The sequence below is a fragment of the Mycobacterium sp. NGS66 genome, assembly GCF_059812225.1.
The window spans coordinates 119,629-146,181 of record NZ_JCALCG010000007.1; the positions used below are offsets into that span (position 1 = coordinate 119,629).

Here is a 26,553-nt window from a genome sequence, read left to right on the forward strand (position 1 = left end):
GCCGCCCCTACTGTCCTGACGCCGTGCCGGGCGGAATCTTGAACGGATCGGCCGCCTGTCCGGACAGGTTGGCCAGCTCGCCGACCAAGAAGTCGGGCGGGTTGAGGATCTCACTCATATGCATCATGTTCGGATCGAGTGCGTACGACGTGGTGAAGAACGTCTCACCGAGCCGGCGCAGGGTCAGGTCGAACGTGGTGAACACGTTGAGGTAGTCGCCCCGCACTGCCTGCTTGATACCGAAGTTGGGGAACGGGAAGGTCAGCAACAGCTGCAATGAGGTGACGAAGTTCTTCCGGTTGTCGTTGAGCGCCTTGACGGCCGAGTACAGGTCCTTCAAGTCCGCAGCGAAGTCGACCTTGGTCTTGGCCAGGATGTGCGACGTCACCCTGGCCAGCCTGCCCAGGGAGCTGAACGCGTCGACGATGTGGTCCCGCTGCTTGTTGAGCACCCGAAGCGCCTCGGGCAGCGTGTCCAACGTCTGGCTCAAATTCTCCTTGTCACGCGCCAGCGTCGCAGAGAACCGGTTCAGCCCGTCGACCGCGGCGATGATGTCGTTGACCTGATTGTTGAGCCCCGACGTCAGCTCGGCGAGCCGGGGTATCAGGTCGTGGAACTGAGCCTGACGGCCCGCGACGGCCTGGTATGTCTCGTCGGTAATCTCTTGCAGCGCACCGACATTGCCCTTGTTGACCACCACACCGAGTGCCGAGAACACCTCCTCGGTGGTCGGGGCGCGGCCGGTGTTGGCTTCTGGGATTTTCGGGCAGCTGCGGTCGCCCAGCTTGCCGACAGACGGTTTGCCCGCCGGACGGGCCAGGTCGACATGCATCGAACCCAGAAGTGAGGTCTGGGCCACCTTGGCGGTGGCATTGCACGGCAACACCACGTTCTTGTCCAGCGCCAATGTCACTGCGGCATAAAAACTTCCGTCGGACCGCTGTTCGGCGCTGATACCGGCGACACTGCCGACGGTGACGTCCTCGAGCATCACCGGCGAGTTCTGCGGCAGCGTCGCCACATCAGTCATTTCGACGGTGATTTTGTAGTCGCCGCTACCGTGGCCGACGGTGCCGGGCATGGGCAGTGAGTTCAGGCCGCCGAACTGACAGCCGGCCAACAGCACGCTGCTCGCCGCTAATACGCTGCCGCGCAGCACCTTTCGATTCATCCCCCGGCCCCTTGCTCAGCGGGCAATGGTGGCCCGGGGACAGGACCCGGTGTCGGGCTGCCGGCGGCCGGCGGCAGGCCCGGCCGGGGTCCCGGCGCGGGCCCGAAACCGGGGGGTGTCCCGGCGGCGGGTGCTGGCCCGGGCGCTGGCGGTGCGGCGCCCGGGGCGGGCGGGACGAGCAGGTTTTGCAGATCGGCCGGATTCTGCACCGGATGCGTTCCCGGAGCGGGGATCCAGGTAAGTTCCGGGATCGGTGTCTGCGCCTTGGCCTTGGTGGCCGGGGTGTCGTAGATGATCTGGCCCTTGTATGCCGTGATCATGTTTAGCGGGTGGAACATGATCGGCGGGTAATTCACGGTAAGCCGGCGCAGCACCGGCCCCAGCCGCTCGCGACAGATCTCGGCGCGCCGGAAGTACTCGGGCGCCCTTGGGCCACCCGCGGTTTCGAATGACCCACCGCAGATGAACTGGACGGGGTTGGCGAACTCGGGAATCGACAACAATCCGTTCAGCGTGCCCTGAGCTGGGTCATAGATGTTGTAGAAGTTCGAGATGCCCGGACCGGCGACGTGCAGGACCTGCTCGATGTTGTCACTCTGACTGCTCAGCGTCCCAGCCAGGTCGTTGAGTTTGTTGACCGTGTCGATCAGCGTCGAATTGTTCTGGCCCAAAAACCCGCGGATGTCGGACAGCGCCTGGTTGAGGGTGCCCAGGGTGTTGTCCAGGTGACGCGAGCTGTCCGCGAGCACCTGAGACACCGACGCGACGTGTCCGGCGAACTGCACGATCTGCTCGTTGCTCGCCGACAGTGCGTCGACGAGTATCTGCAGGTTCTTGACCGTGCCGAAGATGTCGCTGCGCGAATCCCCCAGCCGGCCGGCGACTTGGGAAAGCTCCCGCAACGCATTGTGGAACGACTCACCTTTGCCGTCGAGGGTGTCGGCGGCCTGGTTGATCGCCTGGCCCAGTGGACCTTGCAGCTGCCCCGCGGCCGGACTCAGCTGCACCGCCAGGCTTTTCAGCGACTCTTTGACTTGGTCCCACTCCACCGGCACTCCGGTGCGTTTCAGATCGATGGTCGCCCCGTCGCCCAGCACATCCCCGCCGGTGTACGCCGGGGTGAGCTGAACAAACCGCGCCGACACCAGGTTCGGCGAGATGATCACGGCTTGGGCATCTTTGGGCACCTTGACGTCCCTCGACACCGACAAGGTGACTTGGACGTCGTAAGGTCCAGGATCGATCGACTCGACCTTACCGACCGGGACCCCGAGGATGCGCACCTGGTCTCCGGGATATAGACCGACGGCAGAAGAGAAGTGCGCGAAGATCTTTCGCCCGTTGTCGCCCGCGGAGAAGAGCACATACGCGCCGCCCAGCAGCGCCGCGACCAGCGCGACGATGGTGACAGTACGCAACCCGCGGCTGCCGAAACTTTGCTTCATCATGGCGATTTCGGCCTGATGATCCAGCGTTCCTGAATCAGCCCGCGCAGGTAGTCAGAGAGGCTGGCCGGGAGCTTGCCCGGCTGGTAGACGAAGTCGAACATCGTCGCAATCAGCGGCGCCGGTAGCACGCCGTAAACGTTGACGTTGAAGCCCGGCCCGGAGCCCACCACCTCGCCCAGCTCGGTGGCGTAGGTGGGCAGCCGCTTGAGGGCCTCGGTGATGTAGTCACGACGTTCGTTGAGGAGGTCCAGGACTTGGTTGAGCTTGCTCAGCGCGGGACCGAACTCCCTGCGGTTGTCGGCGACGAAACCGGAAATCTGCGCCGAGAGACCGCTGATCCCGGAGATCAGCTGGCTCAGCGCCGCCCGGCGCTCATCGAGCGCGGCGAACAGCTGGTTGCCGTCATTGACCAGTTTGTCGACTTGTTTGGCCCGGTCGGCAAGCACCGCGGTTACCGACTTCGCGTGCGCCAGCAGCCCTTGCAGCGCCTCGTCACGGCGGTTCAGGGTGCGCGACAACGAGGTCACACCGTCCAGGGCGCCGCGCAGTTCGGGGGTTGCGTCGCGGAAGGCGTCGGTCAGTACCCGCAGCGCCTGCTCGAATTGAGGCTTGTCCAGCTCCCCGGAATTGCGACCCAGATCTTCCAGCGCCCCGGCAAGCGTGTAGGGCGTGGTCGTGCGGCTCAGTGGGATGACGGTCGCTTTGCCGCTGCCGCCCGGGCTCACCGAGATGGAGCGCTCGCCGAGGATGGTGTCGGTCCGGATTGCGGCAAGCGACTGATCGCCGACCACGACGTGGCGGTCGACGGTGAAGCTGACCTTGGCGCTGTCTCCGGCCAGAGCCACGTCCGAAACCTTGCCGACCTTGAAGCCCGAGACATACACGCTGTTACCGGGTGTGATGCCCGCCGCGTCGCTGAAGTAGGCGGTATAGGTCTGGCCTTGTGGCCAGAACGGTAATCCGGCATAGCCGAATGCGACCAGCACCACGCAAATCACCAGCACCAGGCCGAAGATGCCGGTGCGGAGTGGGTCGCGATAGCCCTTGGGGTTATTTGGCAAAAGCGCACCTCCCCTTGCTGGGATCTACCTGTCCGCCCATCGGGATCAGGATGTCGCCGCCGGCCGGCCCGTTGAGCTTGATCGTCACGCTGCAGAAGTAGATGTTGAAGAACGACCCGTATGCGCCGAGGGCGGACAGGCGCAGGTAGTCCTCGCCGAGCTGCTCGATGTCGTTGGCCACCTCGGCTTTGCGGTCGTCGAGTTCGGTGGCCAGCGGCCGGGTGTTTTCCAGGATGCCTTGCAGCGGCCGGCGCGAATTCCGCAGCAGGTCCGTGAGATCCGTCGTCGTCGAGGCCAGGGGCGGAAGTGCGTCGGCGATCACGTCCTTGTTCTTGGCCAACGCGGTGATCAGTTGCTGCAACTGGTCGACGCTGGTGGAGAACTGCGCGCTCTTGGCGTCGATGGTGCCCAGCACCGTGTTGAGGTTGGTGATCGCGTCTCCGATGAGCTGGTCGCGCTGGCCGAGCGCCGAGGAGAACGCGCTGGTGTTGGCCAGCACATTCGACAACGCCCCACCCTGGCCCTGCAGCAACTCGATGATCGCGCTGGTGATCACGTTGACCTTGTTCGCGTCCAGTCCCTTGAGCACCGGTTTGAGTCCGCCCAGCAGCGCGTCGAGATCCAGCGCGGGCTGGGTGTGCGCAGCGTTGATCGTGCCGCCCGGTGGTAGTTTGCGCAGCTCACCCGGGCCCGACGTGATCTCCATGTACCGGTCACCGACGAGGTTTTCGTAACGAACCACCGCGCGGGTGGACGAGTACAGCTGGTAGTGCTTGTCGACCCCGAACTTGACGTCGATGGTGTTGTCCCGGTTGAGCTTGATGTCTTGCACCGAGCCCACCGGCACACCGGCGATGCGGACCTTCTGGCCGGCCTTCAACCGCGAGGCATCGATGAAGGTGGCGTGATAGGTGGCTTCCGGGCCGAACCGGAACTGGCCGAACACCACCACCAGGGCCGCGCTGACCAGCAGCATTGCCACCGCGAAGATGCTGACCTTGATCACCATCGAGCGGTGCGAAGGCATGCCTCCCCTCGGTTCGGCCATCAGAAGTCGTCCCGTTCCGCAAACGCGCCGTGGAACAAGAACTGCAGTGTGGAAGGCGCGTCGACCTGCAGTTCGGTGGGCGGCTCATAGGGAATGTAGGCATTGTCAGTGACCAGGAACGGCGAGCGGAAGAACGACCCGCCGGTCTGCTTGGTCGGGATGTCGGGCAACCCCCGGCAATTCGGGCCGCCGGAGCCGTTGACGATCGGCAGACTCTCCGGATAGACGTACGACGGCGCGCCCAGCACGAAGCTCGACGACGTGAACAGGCCCGCCTTGCGCACACCGAGCAAGGGGGCGAATTCTTTGATGCCCCGCTCGATGCCGGCGAACAGGCAGCCGAATTCCGGCGAGTAGTCGGCGGCCACCTTGAGGGGGGCCCGAAACCGGTTGATGGCGTCGATGAAGTTCTGCTCTGCCGGCGCCAAAGTGTCGTAGGCATTGTTGGCCAGACCGATGGTCGCCAACAGCGTGGTGTTGAGATTGTTCTGCTGGTCGACCAGGGTCCGGTTGATGGTCGGAACGCTGTCGAGCACGGTGTTCAGGTCCGGCGCGGCGTCGGCGTAGATATTCGTGACGATGCCGGCCTTGCGGAAATCCTCTTTCAGCGCGGGCAGTTTCGGGTTCGACTGCTGGGTAAGGGTATTCAGCCCGGCCAGTAGCGCGCCGAAGTCGTCGCCGTGACCGCGCAGGCCTTCGGACAGCGCGCTCAGCGTCCCGTTCAATTCGACCGGGTCGATCTTGTGCAGCAGGTCGATGAGCGACTGGAACAGGGTGTTGACTTCCAGCTGCACCTCCGCGGCTTGCTTGGTCGCGTCCGGGCGCAGCGTTCCCTCGGGGTGAGGGGGCACCACGAATTCCACCGACTTGGCGCCGAAGATGGTGTTGCCCGCGATACGCACGGGCGCATTGGCCGGGATGAAACCCAGCTGGTTGCTGTTGATGGCCAGCTTCAGCCGGGCCTGGTCACGGTCGTAGCTGATGTCTTCAACCTTGCCGACCTGGATGCCGCGGTACTTGACCTTGGCGCCCTTCTCCATCACCAATCCAGCGCGCTTCGAGATGACGTTCACCGTTTCGGTAGGGGTGAAAGCCGCCGTGTACGAAAGGTAAGTCAGGACGGTGAACGCCACGATCAAACCGGCCAGCAGCGCCGCTGCCAGCCGAACAGTCGCGGGTCGCGATCCCGTGCTTGCCATGGTTGTTGAGCGGACTCCTTATCCAGAGAGGTTGAAATTACCGGACGCGCCGTACACGGCGAGTGAGATGAACAAAGTGATGACGACGACGACGATCAGCGAGGTGCGCACCGCCTGACCGACTGCGATGCCCACGCCGACCGACCCGCCGGTGGCGTTGTAGCCGTAGTAGGTGTGGACCAGCATCACCGCGATCGACATCGCGATGGCCTGCAGAAAAGACCACAGCAGGTCGGTCGGGATCAGGAAGGTGTTGAAGTAGTGGTCGTAGAGGCCCGCGGACTGACCGTTGATGAACACCGTGGTGAAGCGAGCCGCGAAGAACGCGGCCAGCACCGACAACGAGTACAGCGGGACGATCGCGATGAGGCCGGCGATCAGCCGGGTCGACACCAGATACGAAACCGAGTGCACCGCCATGCTTTCGACCGCGTCGATCTCTTCGGCGACGCGCATGGCGCCCAGCTGGGCCGTGGCACCGGCACCGATGGTGGCCGCCAACGCGATTCCCGCGATCACCGGAGCGACGACGCGCACGTTGAGGAAGGCGGACAGGAACCCGGTCAGTGCCTCGATGCCGATGTTGCCCAGCGACGAATAGCCCTGCACGGCGATGACGCCGCCGGATGCCAGGGTCAGGAAGGCCGCGACGCCGACAGTGCCGCCGATCATGATCAGCGCCCCTGCGCCCAGGGTCATTTCGGCGACCAGCCGGATGGTCTCCTTGCGGTACCGCGTGATCGCGTTGGGGATATAGCGCATGGTCTGGCCGTAGAACAGCGCTTGTTCGCCGAAGTCGTCGATCGGCCCTTGCAGAGTCCGGTTGAACAGGTTGCGTACCCGGTACGTCACGTCGTAGCTCATCGCGTGCTCACTTCGCCGTCAATCGCACGCCGATGGCGGTCATCACCACGTTGATCACGAACAGGCAGATGAATGCATAGACCACGGTTTCGTTGACCGCGTTGCCGACACCCTTGGGTCCACCCTTGACGGTCAGGCCGCGGTAGCACCCGACCAGCCCGGCCATCACCCCGAACAGCAGCGCTTTGACCTCGGCGAGAATCAGCTCCTTCAGGCCGGTCAGCACGGTCAGCCCGTTGATGAATGCACCGGGGTTGACGCCCTGCAGCAAGACGGAGAATACGTAGCCGCCGGACAATCCGATCGCGCACACCAGGCCGTTGAGCAATAACGCGACCAAGGTAGAGGCCAACACCCGCGGCACGACGAGCCGCTGGATGGGATCGATGCCGAGCACACGCATGGCGTCGATCTCCTCGCGGATGGTGCGTGCACCCAAGTCGGCGCAGATCGCGGTGGCACCGGCGCCGGCCACCACCAGCACCGTCACCACCGGGCCCAGCTGAGTGACGGTACCGAACGCCGTTCCCGCGCCGGACAGGTCGGCGGCGCCGATCTCGCGCAGCAGGATGTTGAGGGTGAAGGCGACCAGGACGGTGAAGGGGATGGATACCAGCAAGGTCGGAACCAGCGACACCCGGGCGACCATCCAGGTCTGGTCCAGAAACTCGCGGAATTGGAACGGCCGACGGAAAGACGCCCGCATGGTTTCTATCGACATCTCGAAGAATCCACCGACCGCCCTGGCCGGGACGGCAAGTTGTTCGATCAACTTGGCTCCCCCCGTCTGCTCGAGGATGTGTCTCGGTGTCCTCCGGGCCCGGCCAGGGATTGCCCGCTGCTCTCTGTGAGCCGGCTCATATTAACTCAGAAGGCATTCGCCGTGTCAACGATTGACGAGTAACGGTATTTGTCGATGGCAAACCGTAATATTGGCAGGTCAGGGCCATACTGCCAAAACCAATCTGGAACAGGTTCTAGCTGGCCGGGGAGTCGCCAGGACCCTCCCACGCTCACTCACCCATCAGCCCGGTTGCCGAAAAGTTCAGGTCCGGATCCCGGCCGGCAAAGTAGTCATGCAAGGTGGCGCTGAGCTGTTCGGGCTCCCAGGCCGAACCGTCGGCACTGAACTGGCGCTCCACGCTCGGCGCAGACACCAGCGTGACGCGTGGTCCGTAGACGATGAACACCTGACCGTTGACTTCCGCGGCGGCCGGGGACGCCAGGAATTGCACCAGCGTCACCACGTGCTGTGGGGACAACGGGTCGACCTGGTCCGGTGGGATGTCAGGTGCCGCGCCGAAGACGTCGGCGGTCATCGCCGTGCGTGCCCGCGGACAGATCGCATTGGCGCACACCCCGTACCGGCTCAGGGCCCGCGAGGCCGACAAGGTGAGCGCGATGATGCCCGCTTTGGCAGCGCCATAGTTGGCCTGCCCCACCGGCCCTACCAGGCCCGCCTCGGACGAGGTGTTGATCAGGCGTCCATATATAAGGCCGTCCTTGGCTTCTTTGGCTTTGCTACGCCAATACGTGGCGGCGTTGCGGGTGAGCAGGAAGTGCCCGCGCAGGTGCACGGCGATGACGAGATCCCATTCCTCGTCGGACATGTTGAACAGCATCCGGTCCCGGGTGATGCCGGCGTTGTTGACCACGATGTCCAGTCCGCCCAGCCCGTCGGCGGCGGAGATGAGTTCGTCGGCCGTCGCACGTTGGCTGATGTCGCCGGCAACGGCGAGAGCCTTGCTGCCTGCCGCGCTGATCTCGTCCACGACGTCGGAGGCATCCAGCGCGGCGGCCAGGTCGTTGACGACGACGGTGGCGCCCCGCCGTGCCAAACCGAGCGCCTCGGCACGGCCGAGGCCCGCGGCCGCGCCGGTAACCACCGCGACCTTTCCGGATAGATCGGTCGCGTTCGTGCTGCTACTCAATATGAATACCTCTAGTTTCGGGGGTCAGCCCGGGCGGGCTCGGACTAGTCGCCGCGCAATAGAGCAGCGCGCGGGCATTCGGCGATCGCCTGTTCGGCCAGTTGCTCCTGGTCGGGCGGAATCGGATCGGTCTTGACGACGGCGTAGTCCTCGTCGTCCAGGTCGAAGATATCCGGCGCGATTCCCAGGCACACCGCGTTACCTTCGCACCGGTCACGGTCCACTATCACCCGCACAACATCCTCCTTGAACCTGGCCACCCGCCCCGTCGGGAGCCCGTCACTTGGTGGCTTCTGAGTAGCTCCACCATAAGACCCTGGTACGTCTGACGAAACGGTCGCTGGATTCCCAGACTAGAACGTGTTACAACCGGGAAGACGAATGGGTAGCCGTCGGTCAGTTCGAGGCGCCCGATCGATGCCAGCGAGATGAATACCAACGCTCAACCGAAGGACGGCTGGAATGCGCATCAGTTATACCCCTGAACAGGAGGAGCTGCGTCGCGAGCTGCGGTCGTACTTCACCACGCTGATGACACCGGAGCGCCGGGAAGCGCTCAGCTCGGTGCAGGGCGAATACGGCGTCGGCAATGTCTACCGAGAGACCGTCGCGCAGATGGGCAAAGACGGGTGGCTCACCCTGAACTGGCCCAAGGAGTACGGCGGCCAGGACCGCTCCCCGATGGACTCGCTGATCTTCACCGATGAGGCCGCGATCGCCGGTGCGCCGGTGCCGTTCCTGACGATCAATAGCGTGGCGCCGACCATCATGGCGTACGGAACCGACGAGCAGAAGAAGTTCTTCCTGCCCAAGATCGCGGCCGGCGAGCTGCACTTCTCGATCGGCTACTCGGAGCCCGGCGCCGGTACCGATCTGGCCAACCTGCGCACCACCGCGGTCCGCGACGGCGACGAGTATGTGGTCAACGGCCAGAAGATGTGGACCAGCCTGATCGCTTACGCGGACTATGTGTGGCTGGCGGTGCGCACCAACCCAGAGGCCAAGAAGCACCGCGGCATTTCGGTGCTGATCGTTCCGACGACCGCCGAGGGGTTCTCCTGGACGCCGGTGCACACCATGGCCGGTCCCGACACCAGCGCCACCTATTACTCCGATGTGCGGGTGCCGGTGACCAACCTGGTCGGCGAGGAGAACGGCGGCTGGAAGCTGGTGACCAACCAGCTCAACCACGAGCGCGTCGCGCTGGTCTCACCGGCGCCGATCTTCTTGTGCCTGCGCGAGGTACGCGAATGGGCGCAGCACACCAAGGATGCCAGCGGTGCCCGGCTCATCGACTCCGAATGGGTGCAGCTGAACCTGGCCCGGGTGCACGCCAAGGCCGAGGTGCTCAAGCTGATCAACTGGGAGCTGGCGTCGTCGCAGGAAGCGTCCCCGTCACCGGCGGACGCATCCGCCGCCAAGGTCTTCGGTACCGAATTGGCCACCGAGGCCTACCGGCTGCTGATGGAAGTGCTCGGTACCGCCGCCACCTTGCGTCAGGACTCGCCCGGCGCGGTATTGCGCGGCCGGGTGGAGCGGATGCACCGGGCCTGCCTGATCCTGACTTTCGGCGGCGGCACCAACGAAGTGCAGCGCGACATCATCGGCATGGTCGCGTTGGGTCTGCCCCGAGCCAACCGCTGACCCTTAGGCCCTTAGGACGGGATTTTCATGGATTTCACCACGACCGAAGCCGCAACCGACCTCGGTGGTCTGGTCGACACCATCGTGGACGCGGTGTGCACGCCGGCGCATCAACGCGACCTGGACGCCCTCGAGCAACGGTTCGACCGCGAGCTGTGGGGCAAGCTCGTCGAGAGCGACATCTTGACCAGTGCCGCCCCGTCGTCGCTTGGGGGCGACGGCTTCGGGGTGCTCGAGCAGACGGCTGTGCTGGTTGCGCTGGGCCATCAGCTGGCAGCGGTGCCATATCTCGAGTCGGTGGTGCTGGGTGCGGGCGCGTTGGCCCGGTTCGGCTCCGAGGAGTTGCAGCAGAGTTGGGGTGTGCCCGCGGTCAGCGGCGAGAAGATCCTGACGGTGGCTCTCGACGGCGAGATGGGTGAGGGCCCGGTGCGGGCAGCGCCCGCCGGTGACGACTTCCGACTGACCGGTACCCGGACTCTGGTCGGTTACGGGCCGGTGGCGGACGCCTTTCTGGTTCCGGCCGAAACCGATTCCGGTACAAGTGTTTTCGTGGTGGCTTCGGGTGATCCGGGAGTTTCGGTGACCGCCCTGCAGACCACTGGCCTGGGCTGCGTCGGGCACCTGGCCCTGGACGGCGTGTCGGTTGCCGCGGACCGGGTGGTGGGCGGAAGCGAAGTCGTGAACTGGCTGCGCACGATTTCCACCCTGGGTCGCAGCGCGTTCCAGCTCGGCGTTCTCGAGCGCGGATTGCAGATGACGGCCGAATATGCCCGGACCCGTGAGCAATTCGACCGCCCGATCGGGAGCTTCCAAGCGGTGGGTCAGCGGCTGGCCGACGGCTACATCGACGTCAAGGGGCTGCGGTTGACGCTCACCCAGGCCGCGTGGAAGGTGGCCGAGGACATTCCCGCCGAGATCGACGTCGCGTCGGCGGCGTTTTGGGCCGCCGACGCCGGGCATCGGGTCGCACACACGATCGTGCACGTGCACGGCGGCGTCGGCGTCGACACCGATCACCCGGTGCACCGGTACTTCCTGGCCGCCAAGGAGACCGAGTTCGCGCTCGGGGGTGCGACCGGGCAGCTGCGCCGGATCGGTCGTGAATTGGCGGAAACCCCTGCTTAGCCCGGCTGCTTCGGCTGACCTCACGGTCACTTCGTTGCTAATGCCGCTGGCCGAAATCGACGACCGCGGTGTCTATTTCGAGGACTCGTTCACCAGCTGGCGTGATCACCTCCGGCATGGCGCCGCGATCGCGGCGGCATTGCGCGCTCGCCTCGACCCTGACCGGCCGCCGCACGTCGGTGTGCTGTTGGAGAACACGCCGTTCTTCTCGGCAATGCTGGTGGCGGCAGGGCTGTCCGGGATCGTGCCGGTAGGGCTCAACCCGGTGCGCCGCGGGGATGCGCTGGCTCGCGATATAGGCCGGGCTGACTGCCAATTGGTGCTGGCCGACTCGAATTCGGCGGCGACACTGGGCGATATCGATCATGTCAACGTCGACTCCGTCGAATGGGCGCAGGAGCTGGCCGCGCATCGTGATGCCGAGGTGCGTTTCCAGTCCGCGACCCCAGCGGACCTGTTTATGTTGATCTTCACCTCTGGCACCAGTGGCGAACCGAAGGCGGTGATGTGCAGTCACGGCAAGGTGGCGATCGCCGGGGTGACGATGACCCAGCGGTTCGAGTTGGGCCGCGACGACGTCTGCTATGTCTCGATGCCGCTGTTCCATTCCAACGCGGTGCTGGTCGGCTGGTCGGTGGCCGTGGCGTGCCGGGGCTCAATGGCGTTGCGGCGCAAGTTCTCTGCTTCGAACTTTTTGCCCGACGTGCGGCGCTACGGCGCCACGTACGCCAACTACGTCGGTAAGCCGTTGTCGTACGTGCTTGCCACGCCCGAGCGTCCCGACGACGCCGACAACCCGTTACGGGCGGTGTACGGCAACGAGGGCGTGCCCGGCGACATCGAAAGCTTTGCTCGCAGATTCGGGTGCGTCGTCCAGGATGGGTTTGGCTCGACCGAAGGCGGGGTGGCGATCGCTCGGACGCCCGACACTCCGCCTGGCTCGCTGGGTCCGCTGTCTGACGACCTGGACATCGTCGACCCCGAGACCGGCCGGTCCTGTCCGCCGGGAATCGTCGGCGAGCTGGTGAACACAGCTGGGGCAGGCCGTTTCGAGGGCTATTACAACGACGAGGCCGCCTCGGCCGAGCGGATGGCCGGCGGCGTCTACCACAGCGGTGATCTCGCTTACCGCGACGAGGCCGGTTACGCGTATTTTGCTGGGCGACTTGGTGATTGGATGCGGGTCGACGGCGAGAACCTGGGCGCGGCGCCCATCGAGCGGGTCCTGCTGAGGTATCCCGGTGCGATCGAGGTCGCGGTTTATCCGGTGCCCGATTCGGTGGTCGGCGACCAGGTGATGGCCGCGTTGGTGCTGGCTGCCGGTACCGAATTCGATGCCCAGAAGTTTCGGGCCTTCCTGGCCGAGCAACCCGATTTGGGGCCCAAGCAGTGGCCGTCCTATGTGCGGATCAGTTCGGCGTTGCCGCGCACCGCGACCTTCAAGGTACTCAAGCGACAGTTATCAGCCGAAGGCGTCGACTGCGGCGATCCGGTTTGGCCGATTCGCCCGCCAGGATCGTGAATTTCGACGAGCTTGCGGCCAGCGTGCCGGCACGGGTCGGTGTCGCCGTTGCTGCGCCTTGCGAGGTCTATGCGCTTGGGGAGTGGACGTCCGGCGTTGCCTGGTCGACCATCAAGGTACCGTTGGCGATTGCGGCACTGCGCAGTGATCCTGCGCTAAGGAATCTGGCAGTCAAGGCGATTACCGAATCCGACAACGCTGCCGCGGAGCGATTGTGGGCTGAGCTCGGTGAACCAGTGCAGGCAGCGCGCCGGGTGCAAGCCGTCATCGAGGAATCCGGCGACAGCGCCACCGTCGTCGAGTCGCAACGAGTTCGCCCTGGCTTCACCGCGTTCGGCCAAACACAGTGGTCGCTTGACCGGCAGGCGCGCTTCGCCGCGCAACTACCCGGGGTTTCGGGGGCTGCCGTCGTGATCGATTTGATGCGTCGTATCGCTGCCAAGCAGTGCTGGGGGCTTGCCGCCAGAGGCATTCCGGCCAAAGGCGGTTGGGGACCCGGCTCCTCAGCACGTCGCTATCTGGTGCGTCAATTCGGGCTGCTTCCAACACAATCCGGAGGCGTCGGAATTGCCCTTGCCGCCGAGGCGCGAAGTTTCAAAGCCGGTGTGGACGTCGTCAACCGGCTGAGCGATTGGCTGATCGACAACCTTCCGGAACTCGTACGCCAATCTACATAGCCGCCGCAATTACCGATGTACGGGGCGCTGCGAGCGCCTGTCGGGCCAGGCGTCACTGGCCGCGTTGGGAATCTCGAAGGTGAACAGGTGGTCGCAGATGTGGATGTGATCGCCGTCGGCGAGAATCACGCCGCCGCGAATCCACTGATCTTGCACCATGACTCCATTCGCCGAGCGCAAATCCGTAATTACGAAGCTGGTGCCCGTATTCGTAATCGCAGCGTGATAACGGCTGACTTCGGGCGTGTCCAACACGATGTCGTTGTTCGCATGGCGACCGATCCGAGTGACCAAGCCGCGCAACGGATATGCCCGCCCGGCGGCATCGCGCAACTGAGCCACCGGCGACTCAGCCTTTTCGGCGGTCTGCCGGTCCATCCTGACCAGAGTTCGCACCGCGCTGCGCCTCGCCCTTTTCTTCGCATCCAGCGGCTCCTGACGCAGGATCCGCTCGTGCAGCGCCCGGATCGACGGGTCCGGGTCGATGCCCAGGTCATCGGACAGTTTGGCGTTCAACCGCCGGTAGGCCTCCAGCGCGTCCGATTGCCGCTCGGCGAGATAGTAAGCGCTGATCAGCTGTGCCCACAGCGGCTCTCGATACGGGTGCTCCTCGATGAGCGACTCCAACTCACCGATCACGGCATTCCCTCGCCCACAAGCGATTTCGGCTTCCGCGCGAGCCGTGTGGGCAAGCACCTTCTCTTCGACCAACGGGTTGGCGACCGTCTGGACAAACTCAAAGTCACTCAAATCTTCAAGTACCGGGCCGCGCCATTCGGCCAGTGCCGCCGATAGGTGGCGACCGGCCTCCTCGAATCGTCCGGTGGAAGCGGCCCGCACTCCGGCGACCTTCTCGCTGAGGAACCGGCCGCTGTCGCAAGCACGCTCGGCGACGGTGAGCCGGTATCCCGGTGGCGCGCTGGCCAGCGCCGTGCCCGAGTCGGTCGCGGCGCTGCCGAACAGCCGGCGCAGCTTTGACACGTACGCGTGCAGGCTGGCGCGCGCTCCCGGCGGAGGCCACTCGCCCCAGACGGCGTCGATCAATCTGTCGATGGCTACCGGGCGGTTCCGATTGACCACGAGCATGGCCAACACGGCCCGCTGCTTACGTCCGCCCAACGACACCAGCTTGCCGTCGACGCTCATCTGCAGCGGCCCCCAGCACACCGAACCCGATACCCGACGCCACCATCCGCCCTATTGTCACCGCTACTGCGGCGCGGCCGCAGGAAATCGGACCGCGCACTCGTAGAGGCCTTTGCTTCGGCGGCCACGGCTCGGCTCCGCCGATGAGCCTTTCCGACGGAATACCGACTTGGTCACAACTGCCACTTGGGTACCAAGAAAGCAGGCCATGTTGCGGTCCGCAGTTCGATATCACCGGCGATAGCAACTTGCAGATTCAGTGGTCGAGCCTTGCAGGGACTGGTGTGGCTGATGTGAAATACTCTGCTGTACAACGCAGTTCACGCAACCGGCGATCGGCTTACCGAATGTCTACCGGCCTCCCGAACGACTGAAGATCCGCAACCTCTACGCCGTATTCCTCAAAGAGCTTTCCGACCACCTGTACATCGTTGTATTCGACAGGCTTACTGATCGCGTTCCGTTTGTCACCCCGAGCTGCGATGGTCGCCGCCTCCAGGCCGCATGCGAATTCAGTCGCCTTTCCGTAAAGGCCGGAGTTGTCGCCGTAATTGTAGGGTGCTCCGTAGGTGTAGTAGCCGTCTCGCGTCATGAAGCTAGTCGCACTGGCATCCTTGCCGGCCACCCAGAACACCTGGCCATTGCGCTTTTCTAGCTGCACGCGGTCGATCGCTCCGGGCTGGCTGTCATCGACCACCTTGATATTGGAGAAGTCGATGTCCGCGAAATCGGGCGCGTCTAGATCCAGCGTGCCGGTAATCGCGCACACGACATAGTTATTGTTCTTGAACACATCCGCAGCGCTTTCTCTACGTTGCAGCCCATCAAGACCCGCATTCGCGCTCAATATCGATTCCATCCGGTGAACGCGCTTGTCGAACACGTCGATCTTGTGGTCGGGAAGCATGTTCTTGAGCGCGAGAACGCTAGACCAACCGATGGAACCGGCCGCACCGATAACACCGATCGTTCCGCCCGAGTCGACGCTGGATCGCTCCATCACTTCAAGCATTGTCTTGGCAAGCATGTACACGGTGCCGCCGTGACCGGTGGTAGTTGTCAGGTTGTGCATGCCTGGCGCTTGCCGAAACTTATTGCCGAATTTGGTCAATAAAGGAAGAGTCGCGCCCAGGCCCACAAATTTTGCGCCCAACCGATGGTGAACGAACTCGGCGGTCTTATGGAGGACGTGGTCGACAATGCGGGCAAGTTGCATGGCCTGACCGCTATCGGCTGGATCCGGCCAAATGTCGTGCGGCATGTCGGCATAAAGCGGTGCCAGTACGAGGGCGCCGGCTTCATTCTCGTCGCTACTGCGCAAATAGGTGTCAAGTATGGCAGGGGGAACGCCGTACATGGTCCGCATGCGAATTTCGGACGACACCCCGAAGCGGACCGGATCCAGCAAGGGAAAGAAAGGCGTCGACTCGCTCGCGTATCCGCTGCCGAGCTCCAGGTCGTTGTGATCGAAGCGAGTCGAGCGCATCGGGACCACGAACGCGCGTTCAATCCTTCGCCCGAGGTCCTTCTTCTGCTCGTAGAAGTCAAACGAGCTATCGACGAAATACTGACTCTGCTCGTACGCCGCTTCGACTGCTGCCGGCGCCGCGCTGGTTTCACCCAGCACCGCATCGCGCACTTGTTCGAGCTTCTTCGATAGATCTGCCCGCGAAAAGTGTGCGTACTCGGGCAGTGCGGTCCAGGGCCCGCCGGAAGCCTTGAGGAAGGCCGTCACCGCGTCTTGTTCTTGGGTCGATCTCTTGCCTGAATGGCGAATTACGCTATTCATTTTGTCCTCCTATCTACGGGGTATTTGCGTGGGTTGTGAGCGGGAATGTTCAGCTCTTGCCGTTCAATTTCTTGCGTGACGGTCAGGTCCGAGATATGTCGCCTCAGCGCAGCCTCCTGTTGGGCTGTCATATCTTCGATGAAATGCGGGTCTACGTCGGGATGTGCGACCAAAAATTCGACAATCTTGGCACCACCCTCGCGAATATGACGTAAATAGAGGTCAATGCTCGGCATACTCATTGCGATGCCCGGTGTTCGCGCATGTCACGGCAGGTGTCGACGGGGTGCAGCAGTCGATCGGCGACCGCACCACCCAGTGCTGCCGCGAGCATGGCGCCCACGCCGACCACTCCGATACCGGTGTAAAAGCGCTCTCGCAACGAACTCATCGAACTTTTCCCCACCTAGTTGCGGCTAGCTCGCTGATATCGCCAATGGCTTTCAGAATGCGCATGTAGGTTCGAAGCGCCCCATAAGTCGTCGCCTCTCTTATGCGCTGCTGCTTTGTGATTCGGGGTCCGGACTGCGGTAATTTTTGGGAATCGACGTCACCCCGGACATCTGCAGCGGCCAGGCGGTGGCCGGCCATTGTTGTGACGAATGTCTTCGTCATTACTTGTCCTCTCTTGGTCGGAGACTGTCGGGCTGCTGACGGCCCGTGCGGTGCCGCATACGTAGGCTCCGGGGGAGGACTTGCAAAATTCTTGGATCGCTAGTTCAGCTGTCGAGCACGCTTAGCAAGCGCGCCGGAACTTAGCGTTAAGCCAGCCCAGGTGGTGGGCAGCAATCAGTTGACGAACGGGCTCGCTCGTCGACAGCCGTCCGGGAACTATCCGATCAGTGACGGCACAACCGCGTCGATCAAGTGTGGCCCGGGCTCGTCGAAACCGGCGCGCAGTGCATCGGCGAACTCCTCGGCAGTGCTCACCCGCCGAGCCGGGACGCCCATGCCTTCGGCGATCTTGACGAAATCCATGGCGGGCCTTGACAAGTCGAGTAGATCCAGCGCCTTGGGACCTGGAGTCGAGCCGGCACCGACGCGTTGCAGCTCGATACGCAGGATGTCGTAGGCGCTGTTGTCGTAGATGACCGTCGTCACGTTGAGGTTTTCCCGCGCCTGGCTCCACAGGCCCGAAATCGTGTACATCGCCGACCCGTCGGATTCCAGGCACAGCACCGGACGGTCAGGGGCGGCCACCGCGGCGCCGACGGCGGTGGGGATGCCGTAGCCGATCGCTCCGCCGGTCAGCGTCAGCCAGTCGTGCGCCGGGGCCCCGGCGGTGGCCGCGGGAAGCAGCAACCCCGATGTGTTCGACTCGTCGACGACGATGGTCCGTTCGGGCAGCAGCGCGCCGACCACGTCGGCCACAGACGCCGAGGTCAGGGCGCCGGTGGGCAACTGCGGGCGTGACGCGGGTGCCACCGGCGCGACCGTCCCGGGCGCCACCTCGTCGGCCAATGCGGCCAAGGCGTCGGCGGCACCCCGGTATTCGGCAAGCACATGTACCTCGCAGCCGGCCGGTACCAGGTCGCTGGGCATGCCCGGGTAAGCGAAGAAGGACACCGGCGATTTGGCTCCGGCGAGCACCAAATGCTTCGCACCGTTCAGCTGCTCCGCCGCGGCTTCGGCAAAGTAGGCCAACCTGTCGACCGCGGGAACACCGGCGCCGCGTTCCAGCCGCGTCGGGAAGGTCTCGCACAACAAGCGGGCCCCGGTCGCCTCGGCGATCCGCGCGGCAGCGGCCAACCCGGGCGCGCGGGTGGCGTCCCCTCCGATCAGCAGCATCGTGGGCTCACCCGACCGCAGCACTTCGGCCACCGGTCCCACGTTCACCGGTGAATCCGCGGAAGGCATTGGCACCGAGGCGGTTTCGCCGCCGTCGGACCACGATGTGTCGGCCGGCAGGATCAGCGTCGAGATCTGCGAGCCTGCCCGGCTGGCCGCGATCGCTTCGGCCGCGTCAACGGCGACGTCCCCGACGTCGGCGCTGCGGCGCACCCAGCCCGACACGGTGCCGGCGAGCGCGTCGATGTCGGATTCCAGTGGGGCGTCGTACTTCTTGTGGTAGGTGGCGTGATCACCGACGACGACGACCATCGGCACCCGAGCGCGTCGGGCATTGTGCAGATTGGCCAGGCCGTTGCCGAGCCCCGGGCCGAGATGCAGCAGCACCGCCGCGGGCCGGTCCGCGATTCGCGCGTAGCCGTCGGCCGCCCCAGTGGCCACCCCCTCGAAAAGGGCCAACACGCCGCGCATCCGTGGGACGGTGTCCAGCGCCGCAACGAAGTGCATCTCGGAGGTACCGGGGTTGGCGAAGCACACGTCGACGCCGCCGTCGACCAGCGTGTTGATCAGAGCCTGGGCGCCGTTCACCTGTCCACCTCCTGGGTTGCCAGCCCGAAGACCCGCTCTGCGTTGCCGCGCAGAAAGTCGCGGCGCGCCTCGTCGGACAGCCCTAGTTCATCGAGGCCGACGAGTGCGTGCGCGTGGGCGATCATCGGGTAGTTGGTGCCGAACAAGACTTTGCGTTGCCCGGTACCGGTTTTCATGAATCGAACCAGTTCCTCCGGGATCCGCCGCACGGTGTAGGCGGACGTGTCGATGTATACGTTCTCGTGTTTGCGGGCCACGGCGACCATCTCCTCGGTCCACGGGTAGCCGACGTGACCGCACACGATGACCAGCTCCGGGAAGTCGAGGGCGACCTGGTCGATGTAGGGAATCGGGCGTCCGGTTTCCGACGGCCGCAACGGCCCGGTGTGTCCGACCTGGGTGCAGAATGGGACACCCAGCTGCACGCATTCGGCGAACAGCGGATAGTAGCGCCGGTCGGTGGGCGGCGCGTTCCACAGCCAGGGCACCACCCGCAAGCCGACGAAGCCGTCATCAACCCGGCGCCGCAGCTCGCGGATCGCCGCCATCGGCTGATCGAGGTCGACGGTCGCCAAACCGCCGAACCTGTTGGGGTGCAACCGGATCCATTCGGCGACCTCGTCGTTGGAGACCAGGTCCTGGCCGCCCGGACCGCGCCAGGCGCTGAGCAGGCCGAAATCGACGCCGGCGCTGTCCATCGACGCGATGGTCGCCTCAATCGGGATGTCGGATTCCGGCATCGCGCCACCGGTCCAGCGCCGCAGCGACGCCAGCATGTCGCTGCGCAAGAACCGCAGAGTCGGGTGCTGCATCCACACGTCGATCGTCATCGCGAGTCGACATTAGCCCGCCGACGATGCGCGCCGCGAAGCGGCGGGCGAGGAGGCGGGCAATCGGGCTTAGCCCGCCGACGATGCGCGCCGCGAAGCGGCGGGAGTCAGGCGCCGGTTGCGACGTGAGCCGCATGCACCTCGTCGGCAGGGCGAGCCTCGGTCTGTTCCTTGGCCCACCGGTAGTCCGGCTTGCCCGCCGGCGACCGCTTCACCTCGTCGACCAGCCAAAGACTGCGCGGCACCTTGTATCCCGCGATCTCCGAGCGCACGAAGCTGTCAAGCTCGGCCAGCGTCGGCCGGCGTCCCGGGCGAGCGTGCACCACAGCCGCCACATGTTGGCCGTACCGGGGGTCGGGCACCCCGACAACCAGGGCGTCGAAAACGTCGGGATGGCCCTTCAACGCGGCCTCGACCTCTTCGGGGTAGATCTTTTCGCCACCGCTGTTGATCGACACCGACCCGCGCCCGAGCATGGTCACGGTGCCGTCTTCCTCGACTTGCGCGTAGTCACCCGGGATCGCGTAGCGGACTCCGTTGATGGTGCGGAACGTCTCGGCCGTCTTCTTCTCGTCCTTGTAATAGCCGACGGGGATGTTGCCTTTCTTGGCGATGAAGCCACGCACCCCCGAGCCCGGCTTCACCTCGTTGCCGTCCTCGTCCAGCACGACGGTGCGGTGATCGATGGTCACCCGCGGACCGCCACTGTGCGGGGCGTCCTTGGCGACAATGCTGGTTCCCCCAAAGCCCGTCTCCGAGGAGCCGATCGAGTCGGTGATGACCCGGTTCGGCAGCAGCTCGAGCAGCTTCTCCTTGATGCTCGGTGAGAACAGCGCCGCGGTGCTGGCGAGCAAGAACAACGACGACAGGTCGTAGTCGTTCTCCTTCTGCAGCGCATCTAGGAGCGGGCGGGCCATCGCGTCACCGGTGAAGAACAGCAGATTCACCTTGTGCTCGTGAATCGTGCGCCATACCTCGTCGGCGTTGAATTCCGGTGCCAACACAGTGGTTTGGCCGGAGAAGATTGACATCCAGGTGGCCGACTGGGTGGCGCCGTGGATCATCGGCGGGATGGGGTAACGAATCATCGGCGGATTAGCGGCGGCTTGCTTCGCCAGGTCGTACTCGTCCTTGACGAATTCGCCCGTCGCAAAGTCGGTTCCACCGAACAGCACGCGATAGATGTCCTCGTGGCGCCACATCACGCCCTTCGGGAAGCCGGTGGTGCCGCCGGTGTAGAGCAGGTAGATCGCGTCGGCGCTGCGTTCGCCGAAGTCCCGCTCGGGTGAGCCCTGGGCGAGCGCGTCGTAGAACTCGACGCCGCCGTAGCGCTGATAGTCCTTGTCCGAACCGTCCTCGACGACCAGGACCGTCTTCACGTTCGGGGTATCGGGCAGCACGTTGGCTACCCGGTCCGAGTACTGCCGCTCGTGAACCAGGGCGACCATGTCGGAGTTGTCGAACAGATAGCGCAGTTCGCCCTCGACGTAGCGGTAGTTGACGTTGACCAGAATGGCGCCGGCCTTGACGATGCCCAGCATCGCGATGACGATCTCGTTGCGGTTGCGGCAGTAAAGCCCCACCTTGTCGTCCTTTTGCACGCCCTGGTCCATCAGGTAGTGCGCGAGCCGATTGGCCTTCTCCTCCAGTTGGGCGTAGGTCAGCTTCTCGTCGCCGCAGATGAGGGCTACACGGTCGGGCACAGCGTCGATGGCGTGCTCTGCGAGGTCGGCAATGTTCAGGGCCACGGCCACCAAATTAGAACGTGTTACATTTCTTGACAAGTTCGTGACATCGACGCGGGAAGGCGGATACCTGTGAGCGAGTCGGAAAAGGGTCCCGACGCCCTCATTGAGCAGCGCGGACACACGTTGATCTTGACGCTGAACCGGCCCGAGGCACGCAACGCGCTTTCCACCGAGATGCTCTCGATCATGGTGGCAGCTTGGGACCGGGTCGACAGCGATCCGGAGATTCGGTCGTGCATCTTGACCGGGGCGGGCGGCTACTTCTGTGCCGGGATGGACCTCAAGGCGGCGACCGCCAGGCCGCCCGGCGACTCGTTCAAGGACGGCAGCTACGACCCGTCGCGCATCGACGCTCTCCTCAAGGGCCGGCGTCTGACCAAACCGCTGATCGCCGCGGTCGAAGGTCCCGCCATCGCGGGCGGCACCGAGATACTGCAGGGCACCGACATCCGCATTGCCGGCGAGAGCGCCAAGTTCGGCATCTCCGAAGCCAAGTGGAGCCTGTACCCGATGGGCGGGTCGGCAGTGCGGTTGGTGCGTCAGATTCCGTACACCGTTGCATGCGATCTGCTGCTGACCGGACGCCACATCACCGCCGCCGAGGCGAAAGAGATTGGTCTTATCGGCTATGTCGTCCCCGATGGGCAGGCGCTGACGACGGCCCTCGAGATCGCCGAGGTGATCAACAACAACGGACCGCTCGCCGTGCAGGCTATCCTGCGGACCATCCACGACACCGAGGGCCTGCACGAGAACGACGCGTTCAAGATCGATACCAAGATCGGCATCGAGGTGTTCCTCTCCGACGACGCCAAGGAAGGGCCGCTGGCGTTCAAGGAGAAGCGCAAGCCTCAGTTCAAGATGCGCTAGTCTTCTCGCCGAGCGTGCTCACAGGGCGGTTTCCGGGCCACTTTTCAACCCTCAGAGCACATTCGGCGCAGGTGTCGGTGCGCCACGACAGACTGCTGTGTCGTGGACGGACCATTCATCGGCAGTGAAGCGCTCGCTACGGGTGCATTGACCCGTCACAAGCTGCGAAGGCATCACGAAGCGATCCATCCCGACGTCTACATCCCGACTGGCACCAACCTCACCGCCGTACAGCGCGCTTATGCCGCATGGCTGTGGTCGAGAAGGCGCGCGATCGTAGCGGGACAATCCGCAGCGGCAATGCACGGCGCCAAATGGGTGGATGCTGCACAACCCGCACAACTTGTCTACGGACACCGCCGCCCGCCGCCCGGCATTCGCACCTGGTCGGACACCATCGCTGACGACGAGATTCAACTGATCGGCGACGTGCCCGTAACTACACCGGAGCGCACCGCGTTCGATCTCGCCTGTCGCTATCCTCTCGGCAAAGCGGTCGCGGCTATTGATGCCTTGGCCCGTGCTACCAGGCTCAAGACTGCCGATGTTGAACTGCTTGCCGAACGCCACAAGGGACACCGCAATATCAGACGGGCAAGACGCGCGCTGACCCTCGTCGATGCGGGCGCGGAGTCACCACGCGAAACCTGGCTGCGACTGCTGGTCATCGAGGCCGGTTATCCACCGCCGCAGACCCAGATACCGGTTTACGGCGCATACGGAGAGCTCGTCGCGGTTGTCGACATGGGTTGGGAGAACCTCAAAATCGCCCTCGAATACGAGGGAGACCATCATCGCAATGACCCCCGAGCATTCGGAAAGGACATCGAACGGTATGAGGCGCTACCCGAACTGGGTTGGCTCACCATCCGAGTCACGGCTCAACACATGCCGGGCGGCATTTTGGCACGACTGGCAGCCGCATGGACACGCCGAACGTGAACTCACGCACACATTTTCGCGGATTTCTCGGCGTGAGAACACGCTCGGCGCGGGGCCTAGCCCAGCGGCGCGCGGGGCGTGAACGTTACCGGCATTTTCTCCAGGCCGGAGACGAAGTTCGCCGGACGTAGCGGCAGTTCGGCATCCGAGGCCAGCCGCATATCGGGTAGCCGCTGCAGCAGCCGCGACTGCATGATCGACAACTCCAGCCGGGCCAGCTGGTTGCCCAGGCAGAAGTGTGTCCCGAAGCCGAACGCGAGGTGGTTGTTCGGGTAGCGCTCGATGTCGAAGCTCTCCGGGTTCTCGAACACCTTCTCGTCGAAGTTTGCCGACTCGAACAGCAGGATCATCTTCTCGCCCTGATGCAGCTGCGTCCCGTGGAACTCGGTGTCTGCGGTGACCGTGCGGGCCATGTTCTTCACCGGCGCGGTCCAGCGCAGCATCTCTTCAATGGCGTTGGGCAGCATTCCCAGGTCGTTCACCAGGCGTTGATGTTGATCGGGATGCAACAACAGCTGCCTCGTGCCACCGGACAGCGTGTGACGGGTGGTCTCGTCGCCGCCGATCAACAACAGCAGCACCTCGGTGACGATCTGGTGGTCTTCGAGGCGCGATCCTTCGACCTCCGCATGCACCAGGACGCTGACCAGATCGTCGGTAGGTTCCTCCTTGCGGGCCGCGATCATCCCCATCATGTATTCGCTGTAGGCGGCGAAGGCATCCATGGTGACCTGGAAATCCTCTTGGGCCGCAGTGCTGCTCAGAAAACTGACCAGATCGTCGGACCACTTCAGGAACATCTTGCGTTCCTCAGGACGTACGCCCAGCATGTCGCCGATCACCGCCATTGGCAGGGGCGCGGCAAGGTCCCAAACGAAGTCACACTCCCCGCGCTCGCACACCGCGTCGATCAGCGTGTCGCACAATGAAACGATCTTGGACTCCTGGTCTTTCACGCGCTTGCGGGTGAAGCCGGAGTTGACCAGCTTGCGCCGCAACAGATGTTGCGGATCGTCCATCTCGATCATCATCTCGACGCCGTCTTGGTCGGGCCGGATGCCGCCCGCGTTGGAGAACAGCTCGGGGTTGCGCTCCGCGTCGATGACGGACTGATAGGTCGACGCGGCGGCCAGCCCGTTGCGGTCCCGGAAGACCGGCTCATGCTCCCGCATCCAGCGGTAGACGGGCCGGGAGTCGCCGGCATAGAAAGCGCCGTCGGTCAGGTCGACGTCTGGCCTGGTCTCCAAAGTCGAGGTCATGAGATCTCCTGCGCATCGCCAAAGGACATTTCGACGTTCTGGGCGGAAGTCGAGAGCATCGCGCGCTTGGGTAAGCCAAGCGCCGCAAGCTCTTTCGCATAGGGGTGGTTACCGAGTCGAAGCAACACACCGCCGGGCCGGTAACGTGAACCGACCGTGGACATTTCGAAGTGAGTCTCGCGCGTGATGCCGTCGTGGCACGAATACGAACGCAAAGCCTGCTTGCGGTACGTCAATGCCGACGGAACCGGCAGGCCGCGACGATATTCCAGGTCGGCAACCAGTTGCCCGTCGATGCTCAGGTCGAAGCCGAACCGGCGGTCGTCACGAATGCTGAAGTCGCCCATCACTTTCGGGAAGCCCCAGATCGTGCGGCCCGCTTCCAATGTGAAGGCCTGGTTCACCACCATGTGGTGGATGAAAGCCGACTGCAGTGCGCGAAATCCGGTCACGGTGGACCCGGGCGGGCTGACCATCACACTGGTGCTGAATTCGTAGTATTCGCCGAGGTCACCGTCAATGAAGTGCGCGAGTATCAGTGCCACGGCCGCACGGCCCGGCCGATACTGGGCGACCTTCAGACCGCTGTAATCGATCATTTGCTGGGCGGCGTCGGCGTCGACGGAATATATCGTCGTGCGCTGGGTGGCCTTGCGGATCTGTACCGGCATCGTGAGTACCGTGCCCGCGATGGTGTGCTGCGAGGCTGTCATCCGGTCTCCTATCCTCGTGGCGACCCGCTGCGCCCGGCGAGGCCGCGCTTGCGATCGCCACACTAGAACGCGTTCTAATGGCCTGGCAAGAACTCCTACGTCAGCGCGGCAAGGTCGCGGACCTGCTCGGCGTTGCGCGCGGCCACCACCATCATGGTGACGCCGGCCGCCTCCCAAGCCACGATCTGCTTACGCACGTAGTCCAGGTCGCCGACGATCATGGCGTCGTCGACCAGCTCATCGGGGATGATCTTGGCGGCCTCGTCCTTGCGGTTGGACCGGAACAGCTTGGTGACCTCGTCGACCACTTCGGCGTAGCCCATCCGGCGATATACGTCGGCGTGGAAGTTGGTGTCCTCGGCCCCCATGCCGCCCATGTAGAGCGCCAGATATGGCTTGATCCCTTCGAACGCCGCCGAACGGTCCTCGGTGACGACGATCTGCGCGGTGGCGCAGATCTCGAAGTCTTCCCGGGTGCGTCGCGCGCCCGGACGGGCGAAGCCCTCGTCAAGCCATTCGTTGTAGGTGTCGGCCATGCGCGGCGAGTAGAAGATGGGCAGCCAGCCATCGCAGATCTCGGCAGCCAGCGCGACGTTCTTGGGCCCTTCGGCGCCCAGCATGATCGGGATGTCGGCGCGCAGCGGGTGGGTGATGGGCTTCAACGCCTTGCCCAGACCGGTCGTCCCGGGACCCGTCAGCGGCAGCGGATAGTGCGGTCCGTCGCTGGTCACCGGCGCTTCCCGGGCCCACACCTGGCGCACGATGCCGATGTATTCACGCGTACGGGCCAGCGGCTTGGGAAACCGTTGGCCGTACCAGCCTTCCACGACCTGCGGGCCGGATACGCCGAGCCCGAGGATGTGCCGGCCCCCGCTGAGGTGATCGAGCGTGAGCGCGGCCATCGCACAGCCCGTCGGGGTGCGCGCGGACAGCTGGACCACCGACGTGCCCAGCCGCAGTCGCTGGGTCGACGAACCCCACCAGGCCAGCGGGGTGTAGGCGTCCGAGCCCCACGCCTCGGCGGTGAAGACGGCGTCGAATCCGGCGTCCTCAGCGGCAGCGACGAGCTCGGCGGCGTTGTCCGGCGGTTGAGCACCCCAATAACCCAATTGCAGTCCGAGCTTCATCGGTTGCCTCCCAGGGCCCTATGAAAAGAGCAAGTTGAAACGATTCTTAGAACCTGTTCTACT

At 64.3% G+C, this 26,553-nt stretch carries 24 protein-coding genes and 1 pseudogene; 6 read left to right on the top strand and 19 right to left on the bottom strand.

Annotation, left to right across the window (positions count from 1 at the left end; genetic code table 11):
* Positions 1-7 precede the first annotated feature (7 nt).
* From AC5Y2L_RS15275 to AC5Y2L_RS15315, 9 genes are all read right to left on the bottom strand, one after another.
* Entirely contained in the window at positions 8-1,171 is a 1,164-nt protein-coding gene (locus tag AC5Y2L_RS15275) for an MCE family protein (protein ID WP_499935218.1), read from the bottom strand.
* Positions 1,168-2,619 (bottom strand): virulence factor Mce family protein, encoded by a 1,452-nt coding sequence (locus AC5Y2L_RS15280; RefSeq protein WP_499935220.1) that lies wholly within the window; start codon positions 2,617-2,619, stop codon positions 1,168-1,170. Before AC5Y2L_RS15280 ends, AC5Y2L_RS15275 begins: the two co-directional genes overlap by 4 nt.
* Complete coding sequence (locus AC5Y2L_RS15285) at positions 2,616-3,680, bottom strand: virulence factor Mce family protein (RefSeq protein WP_499935221.1); 1,065 nt, start codon at positions 3,678-3,680, stop codon at positions 2,616-2,618. The genes AC5Y2L_RS15280 and AC5Y2L_RS15285 overlap by 4 nt, the downstream gene beginning before the upstream one ends.
* Complete coding sequence (locus AC5Y2L_RS15290; RefSeq protein ID WP_499935223.1) at positions 3,670-4,728, bottom strand: virulence factor Mce family protein; 1,059 nt, start codon at positions 4,726-4,728, stop codon at positions 3,670-3,672. The genes AC5Y2L_RS15285 and AC5Y2L_RS15290 overlap by 11 nt, the downstream gene beginning before the upstream one ends.
* Complete coding sequence (locus tag AC5Y2L_RS15295) at positions 4,728-5,927, bottom strand: MCE family protein (protein WP_499935224.1); 1,200 nt, start codon at positions 5,925-5,927, stop codon at positions 4,728-4,730. The genes AC5Y2L_RS15290 and AC5Y2L_RS15295 overlap by 1 nt, the downstream gene beginning before the upstream one ends.
* A gap of 18 nt (positions 5,928-5,945) precedes the next feature.
* Complete coding sequence (locus tag AC5Y2L_RS15300; RefSeq protein ID WP_499935225.1) at positions 5,946-6,791, bottom strand: MlaE family ABC transporter permease; 846 nt, start codon at positions 6,789-6,791, stop codon at positions 5,946-5,948.
* 7 nt (positions 6,792-6,798) lie between these two features.
* Entirely contained in the window at positions 6,799-7,563 is a 765-nt protein-coding gene (locus tag AC5Y2L_RS15305) for an MlaE family ABC transporter permease (protein WP_499935227.1), read from the bottom strand.
* A gap of 241 nt (positions 7,564-7,804) precedes the next feature.
* Positions 7,805-8,722: a 3-oxoacyl-ACP reductase gene (locus tag AC5Y2L_RS15310; RefSeq protein WP_499935228.1), complete on the bottom strand. Its 918-nt coding sequence runs from the start codon at positions 8,720-8,722 to the stop codon at positions 7,805-7,807.
* Positions 8,723-8,766: 44 nt separating this feature from the next.
* Positions 8,767-8,958, bottom strand: coding sequence for a ferredoxin (locus AC5Y2L_RS15315; protein ID WP_499935230.1), 192 nt, complete (start codon positions 8,956-8,958; stop codon positions 8,767-8,769).
* A gap of 226 nt (positions 8,959-9,184) precedes the next feature.
* Between AC5Y2L_RS15315 and AC5Y2L_RS15320 the strand changes: the two genes are divergently transcribed.
* From AC5Y2L_RS15320 to AC5Y2L_RS15335, 4 genes are read left to right on the top strand one after another with little or no spacing between them, the layout of a single operon-like run.
* Positions 9,185-10,366 carry an acyl-CoA dehydrogenase gene (locus tag AC5Y2L_RS15320; RefSeq protein ID WP_499935231.1) on the top strand — a complete coding sequence of 394 codons (1,182 nt, stop codon included), beginning with the start codon at positions 9,185-9,187 and terminating at the stop codon, positions 10,364-10,366.
* A gap of 27 nt (positions 10,367-10,393) precedes the next feature.
* Positions 10,394-11,491, top strand: a complete 1,098-nt coding sequence (locus AC5Y2L_RS15325; RefSeq protein WP_499935232.1) for an acyl-CoA dehydrogenase family protein — start codon at positions 10,394-10,396, stop codon at positions 11,489-11,491.
* A 40-nt stretch (positions 11,492-11,531) separates the two neighbouring features.
* Positions 11,532-13,013, top strand: coding sequence for a long-chain-fatty-acid--CoA ligase FadD17 (gene fadD17, locus AC5Y2L_RS15330; protein WP_499935454.1), 1,482 nt, complete (start codon positions 11,532-11,534; stop codon positions 13,011-13,013).
* Positions 12,986-13,690, top strand: a complete 705-nt coding sequence (locus tag AC5Y2L_RS15335; RefSeq protein ID WP_499935234.1) for a hypothetical protein — start codon at positions 12,986-12,988, stop codon at positions 13,688-13,690. Before fadD17 ends, AC5Y2L_RS15335 begins: the two co-directional genes overlap by 28 nt.
* 9 nt (positions 13,691-13,699) lie before the next feature.
* Here the strand turns inward: AC5Y2L_RS15335 and AC5Y2L_RS15340 are convergent.
* From AC5Y2L_RS15340 to AC5Y2L_RS15370, 7 genes and pseudogenes are all read right to left on the bottom strand, one after another.
* Positions 13,700-14,882: pseudogene (locus AC5Y2L_RS15340) on the bottom strand (BTAD domain-containing putative transcriptional regulator).
* Between the two features lie 294 nt (positions 14,883-15,176).
* The gene (locus AC5Y2L_RS15345; protein WP_499935235.1) at positions 15,177-16,625 is read right to left on the bottom strand and encodes a hypothetical protein; all 1,449 of its coding nucleotides are present in this window, start codon (positions 16,623-16,625) and stop codon (positions 15,177-15,179) included.
* Entirely contained in the window at positions 16,622-16,861 is a 240-nt protein-coding gene (locus tag AC5Y2L_RS15350; protein ID WP_499935236.1) for a hypothetical protein, read from the bottom strand. Before AC5Y2L_RS15350 ends, AC5Y2L_RS15345 begins: the two co-directional genes overlap by 4 nt.
* Before the next feature lie 2 nt (positions 16,862-16,863).
* Positions 16,864-17,016 (bottom strand): hypothetical protein, encoded by a 153-nt coding sequence (locus tag AC5Y2L_RS15355; RefSeq protein ID WP_499935237.1) that lies wholly within the window; start codon positions 17,014-17,016, stop codon positions 16,864-16,866.
* Between the two features lie 440 nt (positions 17,017-17,456).
* Entirely contained in the window at positions 17,457-19,001 is a 1,545-nt protein-coding gene (locus AC5Y2L_RS15360) for an acetolactate synthase large subunit (protein ID WP_499935239.1), read from the bottom strand.
* Positions 18,998-19,831, bottom strand: a complete 834-nt coding sequence (locus tag AC5Y2L_RS15365; protein ID WP_499935240.1) for an amidohydrolase family protein — start codon at positions 19,829-19,831, stop codon at positions 18,998-19,000. Before AC5Y2L_RS15365 ends, AC5Y2L_RS15360 begins: the two co-directional genes overlap by 4 nt.
* Positions 19,832-19,938: 107 nt before the next feature.
* The gene (locus AC5Y2L_RS15370; protein WP_499935241.1) at positions 19,939-21,585 is read right to left on the bottom strand and encodes an acyl-CoA synthetase; all 1,647 of its coding nucleotides are present in this window, start codon (positions 21,583-21,585) and stop codon (positions 19,939-19,941) included.
* A 63-nt stretch (positions 21,586-21,648) separates the two neighbouring features.
* Here AC5Y2L_RS15370 and AC5Y2L_RS15375 point away from each other — a divergent pair, with 63 nt between their 5' ends.
* Together AC5Y2L_RS15375 and AC5Y2L_RS15380 are read left to right on the top strand one after the other, a co-directional pair.
* A complete protein-coding gene (locus AC5Y2L_RS15375) occupies positions 21,649-22,449 on the top strand; it encodes a crotonase/enoyl-CoA hydratase family protein (RefSeq protein ID WP_499935243.1) in 801 nt (266 codons plus the stop codon).
* 102 nt (positions 22,450-22,551) lie between these two features.
* Positions 22,552-23,391 carry a type IV toxin-antitoxin system AbiEi family antitoxin gene (locus tag AC5Y2L_RS15380; RefSeq protein WP_499935244.1) on the top strand — a complete coding sequence of 280 codons (840 nt, stop codon included), beginning with the start codon at positions 22,552-22,554 and terminating at the stop codon, positions 23,389-23,391.
* A 56-nt stretch (positions 23,392-23,447) separates the two neighbouring features.
* On the opposite strand, the gene AC5Y2L_RS15385 is transcribed toward AC5Y2L_RS15380, so the two are convergent.
* The 3 genes from AC5Y2L_RS15385 to AC5Y2L_RS15395 form a co-directional block, all read right to left on the bottom strand.
* Positions 23,448-24,638: a cytochrome P450 gene (locus AC5Y2L_RS15385; protein ID WP_499935456.1), complete on the bottom strand. Its 1,191-nt coding sequence runs from the start codon at positions 24,636-24,638 to the stop codon at positions 23,448-23,450.
* 8 nt (positions 24,639-24,646) lie between these two features.
* Positions 24,647-25,363 (bottom strand): acetoacetate decarboxylase family protein, encoded by a 717-nt coding sequence (locus tag AC5Y2L_RS15390; protein ID WP_499935245.1) that lies wholly within the window; start codon positions 25,361-25,363, stop codon positions 24,647-24,649.
* Between the two features lie 95 nt (positions 25,364-25,458).
* Positions 25,459-26,490, bottom strand: a complete 1,032-nt coding sequence (locus AC5Y2L_RS15395; RefSeq protein WP_499935246.1) for an LLM class F420-dependent oxidoreductase — start codon at positions 26,488-26,490, stop codon at positions 25,459-25,461.
* Positions 26,491-26,553 lie beyond the last annotated feature (63 nt).

Coding starts and splice junctions, on each gene's coding strand:
- AC5Y2L_RS15295 (WP_499935224.1), bottom strand. CDS start 5,927: ATGGCAAGCACGGGATCGCGACCCGCGACTGTTCGGCTGGCAGCGGCG.
- AC5Y2L_RS15395 (WP_499935246.1), bottom strand. CDS start 26,490: ATGAAGCTCGGACTGCAATTGGGTTATTGGGGTGCTCAACCGCCGGAC.
- AC5Y2L_RS15365 (WP_499935240.1), bottom strand. CDS start 19,831: ATGACGATCGACGTGTGGATGCAGCACCCGACTCTGCGGTTCTTGCGC.
- AC5Y2L_RS15390 (WP_499935245.1), bottom strand. CDS start 25,363: ATGACAGCCTCGCAGCACACCATCGCGGGCACGGTACTCACGATGCCG.
- AC5Y2L_RS15345 (WP_499935235.1), bottom strand. CDS start 16,625: ATGAATAGCGTAATTCGCCATTCAGGCAAGAGATCGACCCAAGAACAA.
- AC5Y2L_RS15320 (WP_499935231.1), top strand. CDS start 9,185: ATGCGCATCAGTTATACCCCTGAACAGGAGGAGCTGCGTCGCGAGCTG.
- AC5Y2L_RS15355 (WP_499935237.1), bottom strand. CDS start 17,016: ATGAGTTCGTTGCGAGAGCGCTTTTACACCGGTATCGGAGTGGTCGGC.
- AC5Y2L_RS15280 (WP_499935220.1), bottom strand. CDS start 2,619: ATGATGAAGCAAAGTTTCGGCAGCCGCGGGTTGCGTACTGTCACCATC.
- AC5Y2L_RS15290 (WP_499935223.1), bottom strand. CDS start 4,728: ATGGCCGAACCGAGGGGAGGCATGCCTTCGCACCGCTCGATGGTGATC.
- AC5Y2L_RS15350 (WP_499935236.1), bottom strand. CDS start 16,861: ATGCCGAGCATTGACCTCTATTTACGTCATATTCGCGAGGGTGGTGCC.
- fadD17 (WP_499935454.1), top strand. CDS start 11,532: ATGCCGCTGGCCGAAATCGACGACCGCGGTGTCTATTTCGAGGACTCG.
- AC5Y2L_RS15325 (WP_499935232.1), top strand. CDS start 10,394: ATGGATTTCACCACGACCGAAGCCGCAACCGACCTCGGTGGTCTGGTC.
- AC5Y2L_RS15275 (WP_499935218.1), bottom strand. CDS start 1,171: ATGAATCGAAAGGTGCTGCGCGGCAGCGTATTAGCGGCGAGCAGCGTG.
- AC5Y2L_RS15300 (WP_499935225.1), bottom strand. CDS start 6,791: ATGAGCTACGACGTGACGTACCGGGTACGCAACCTGTTCAACCGGACT.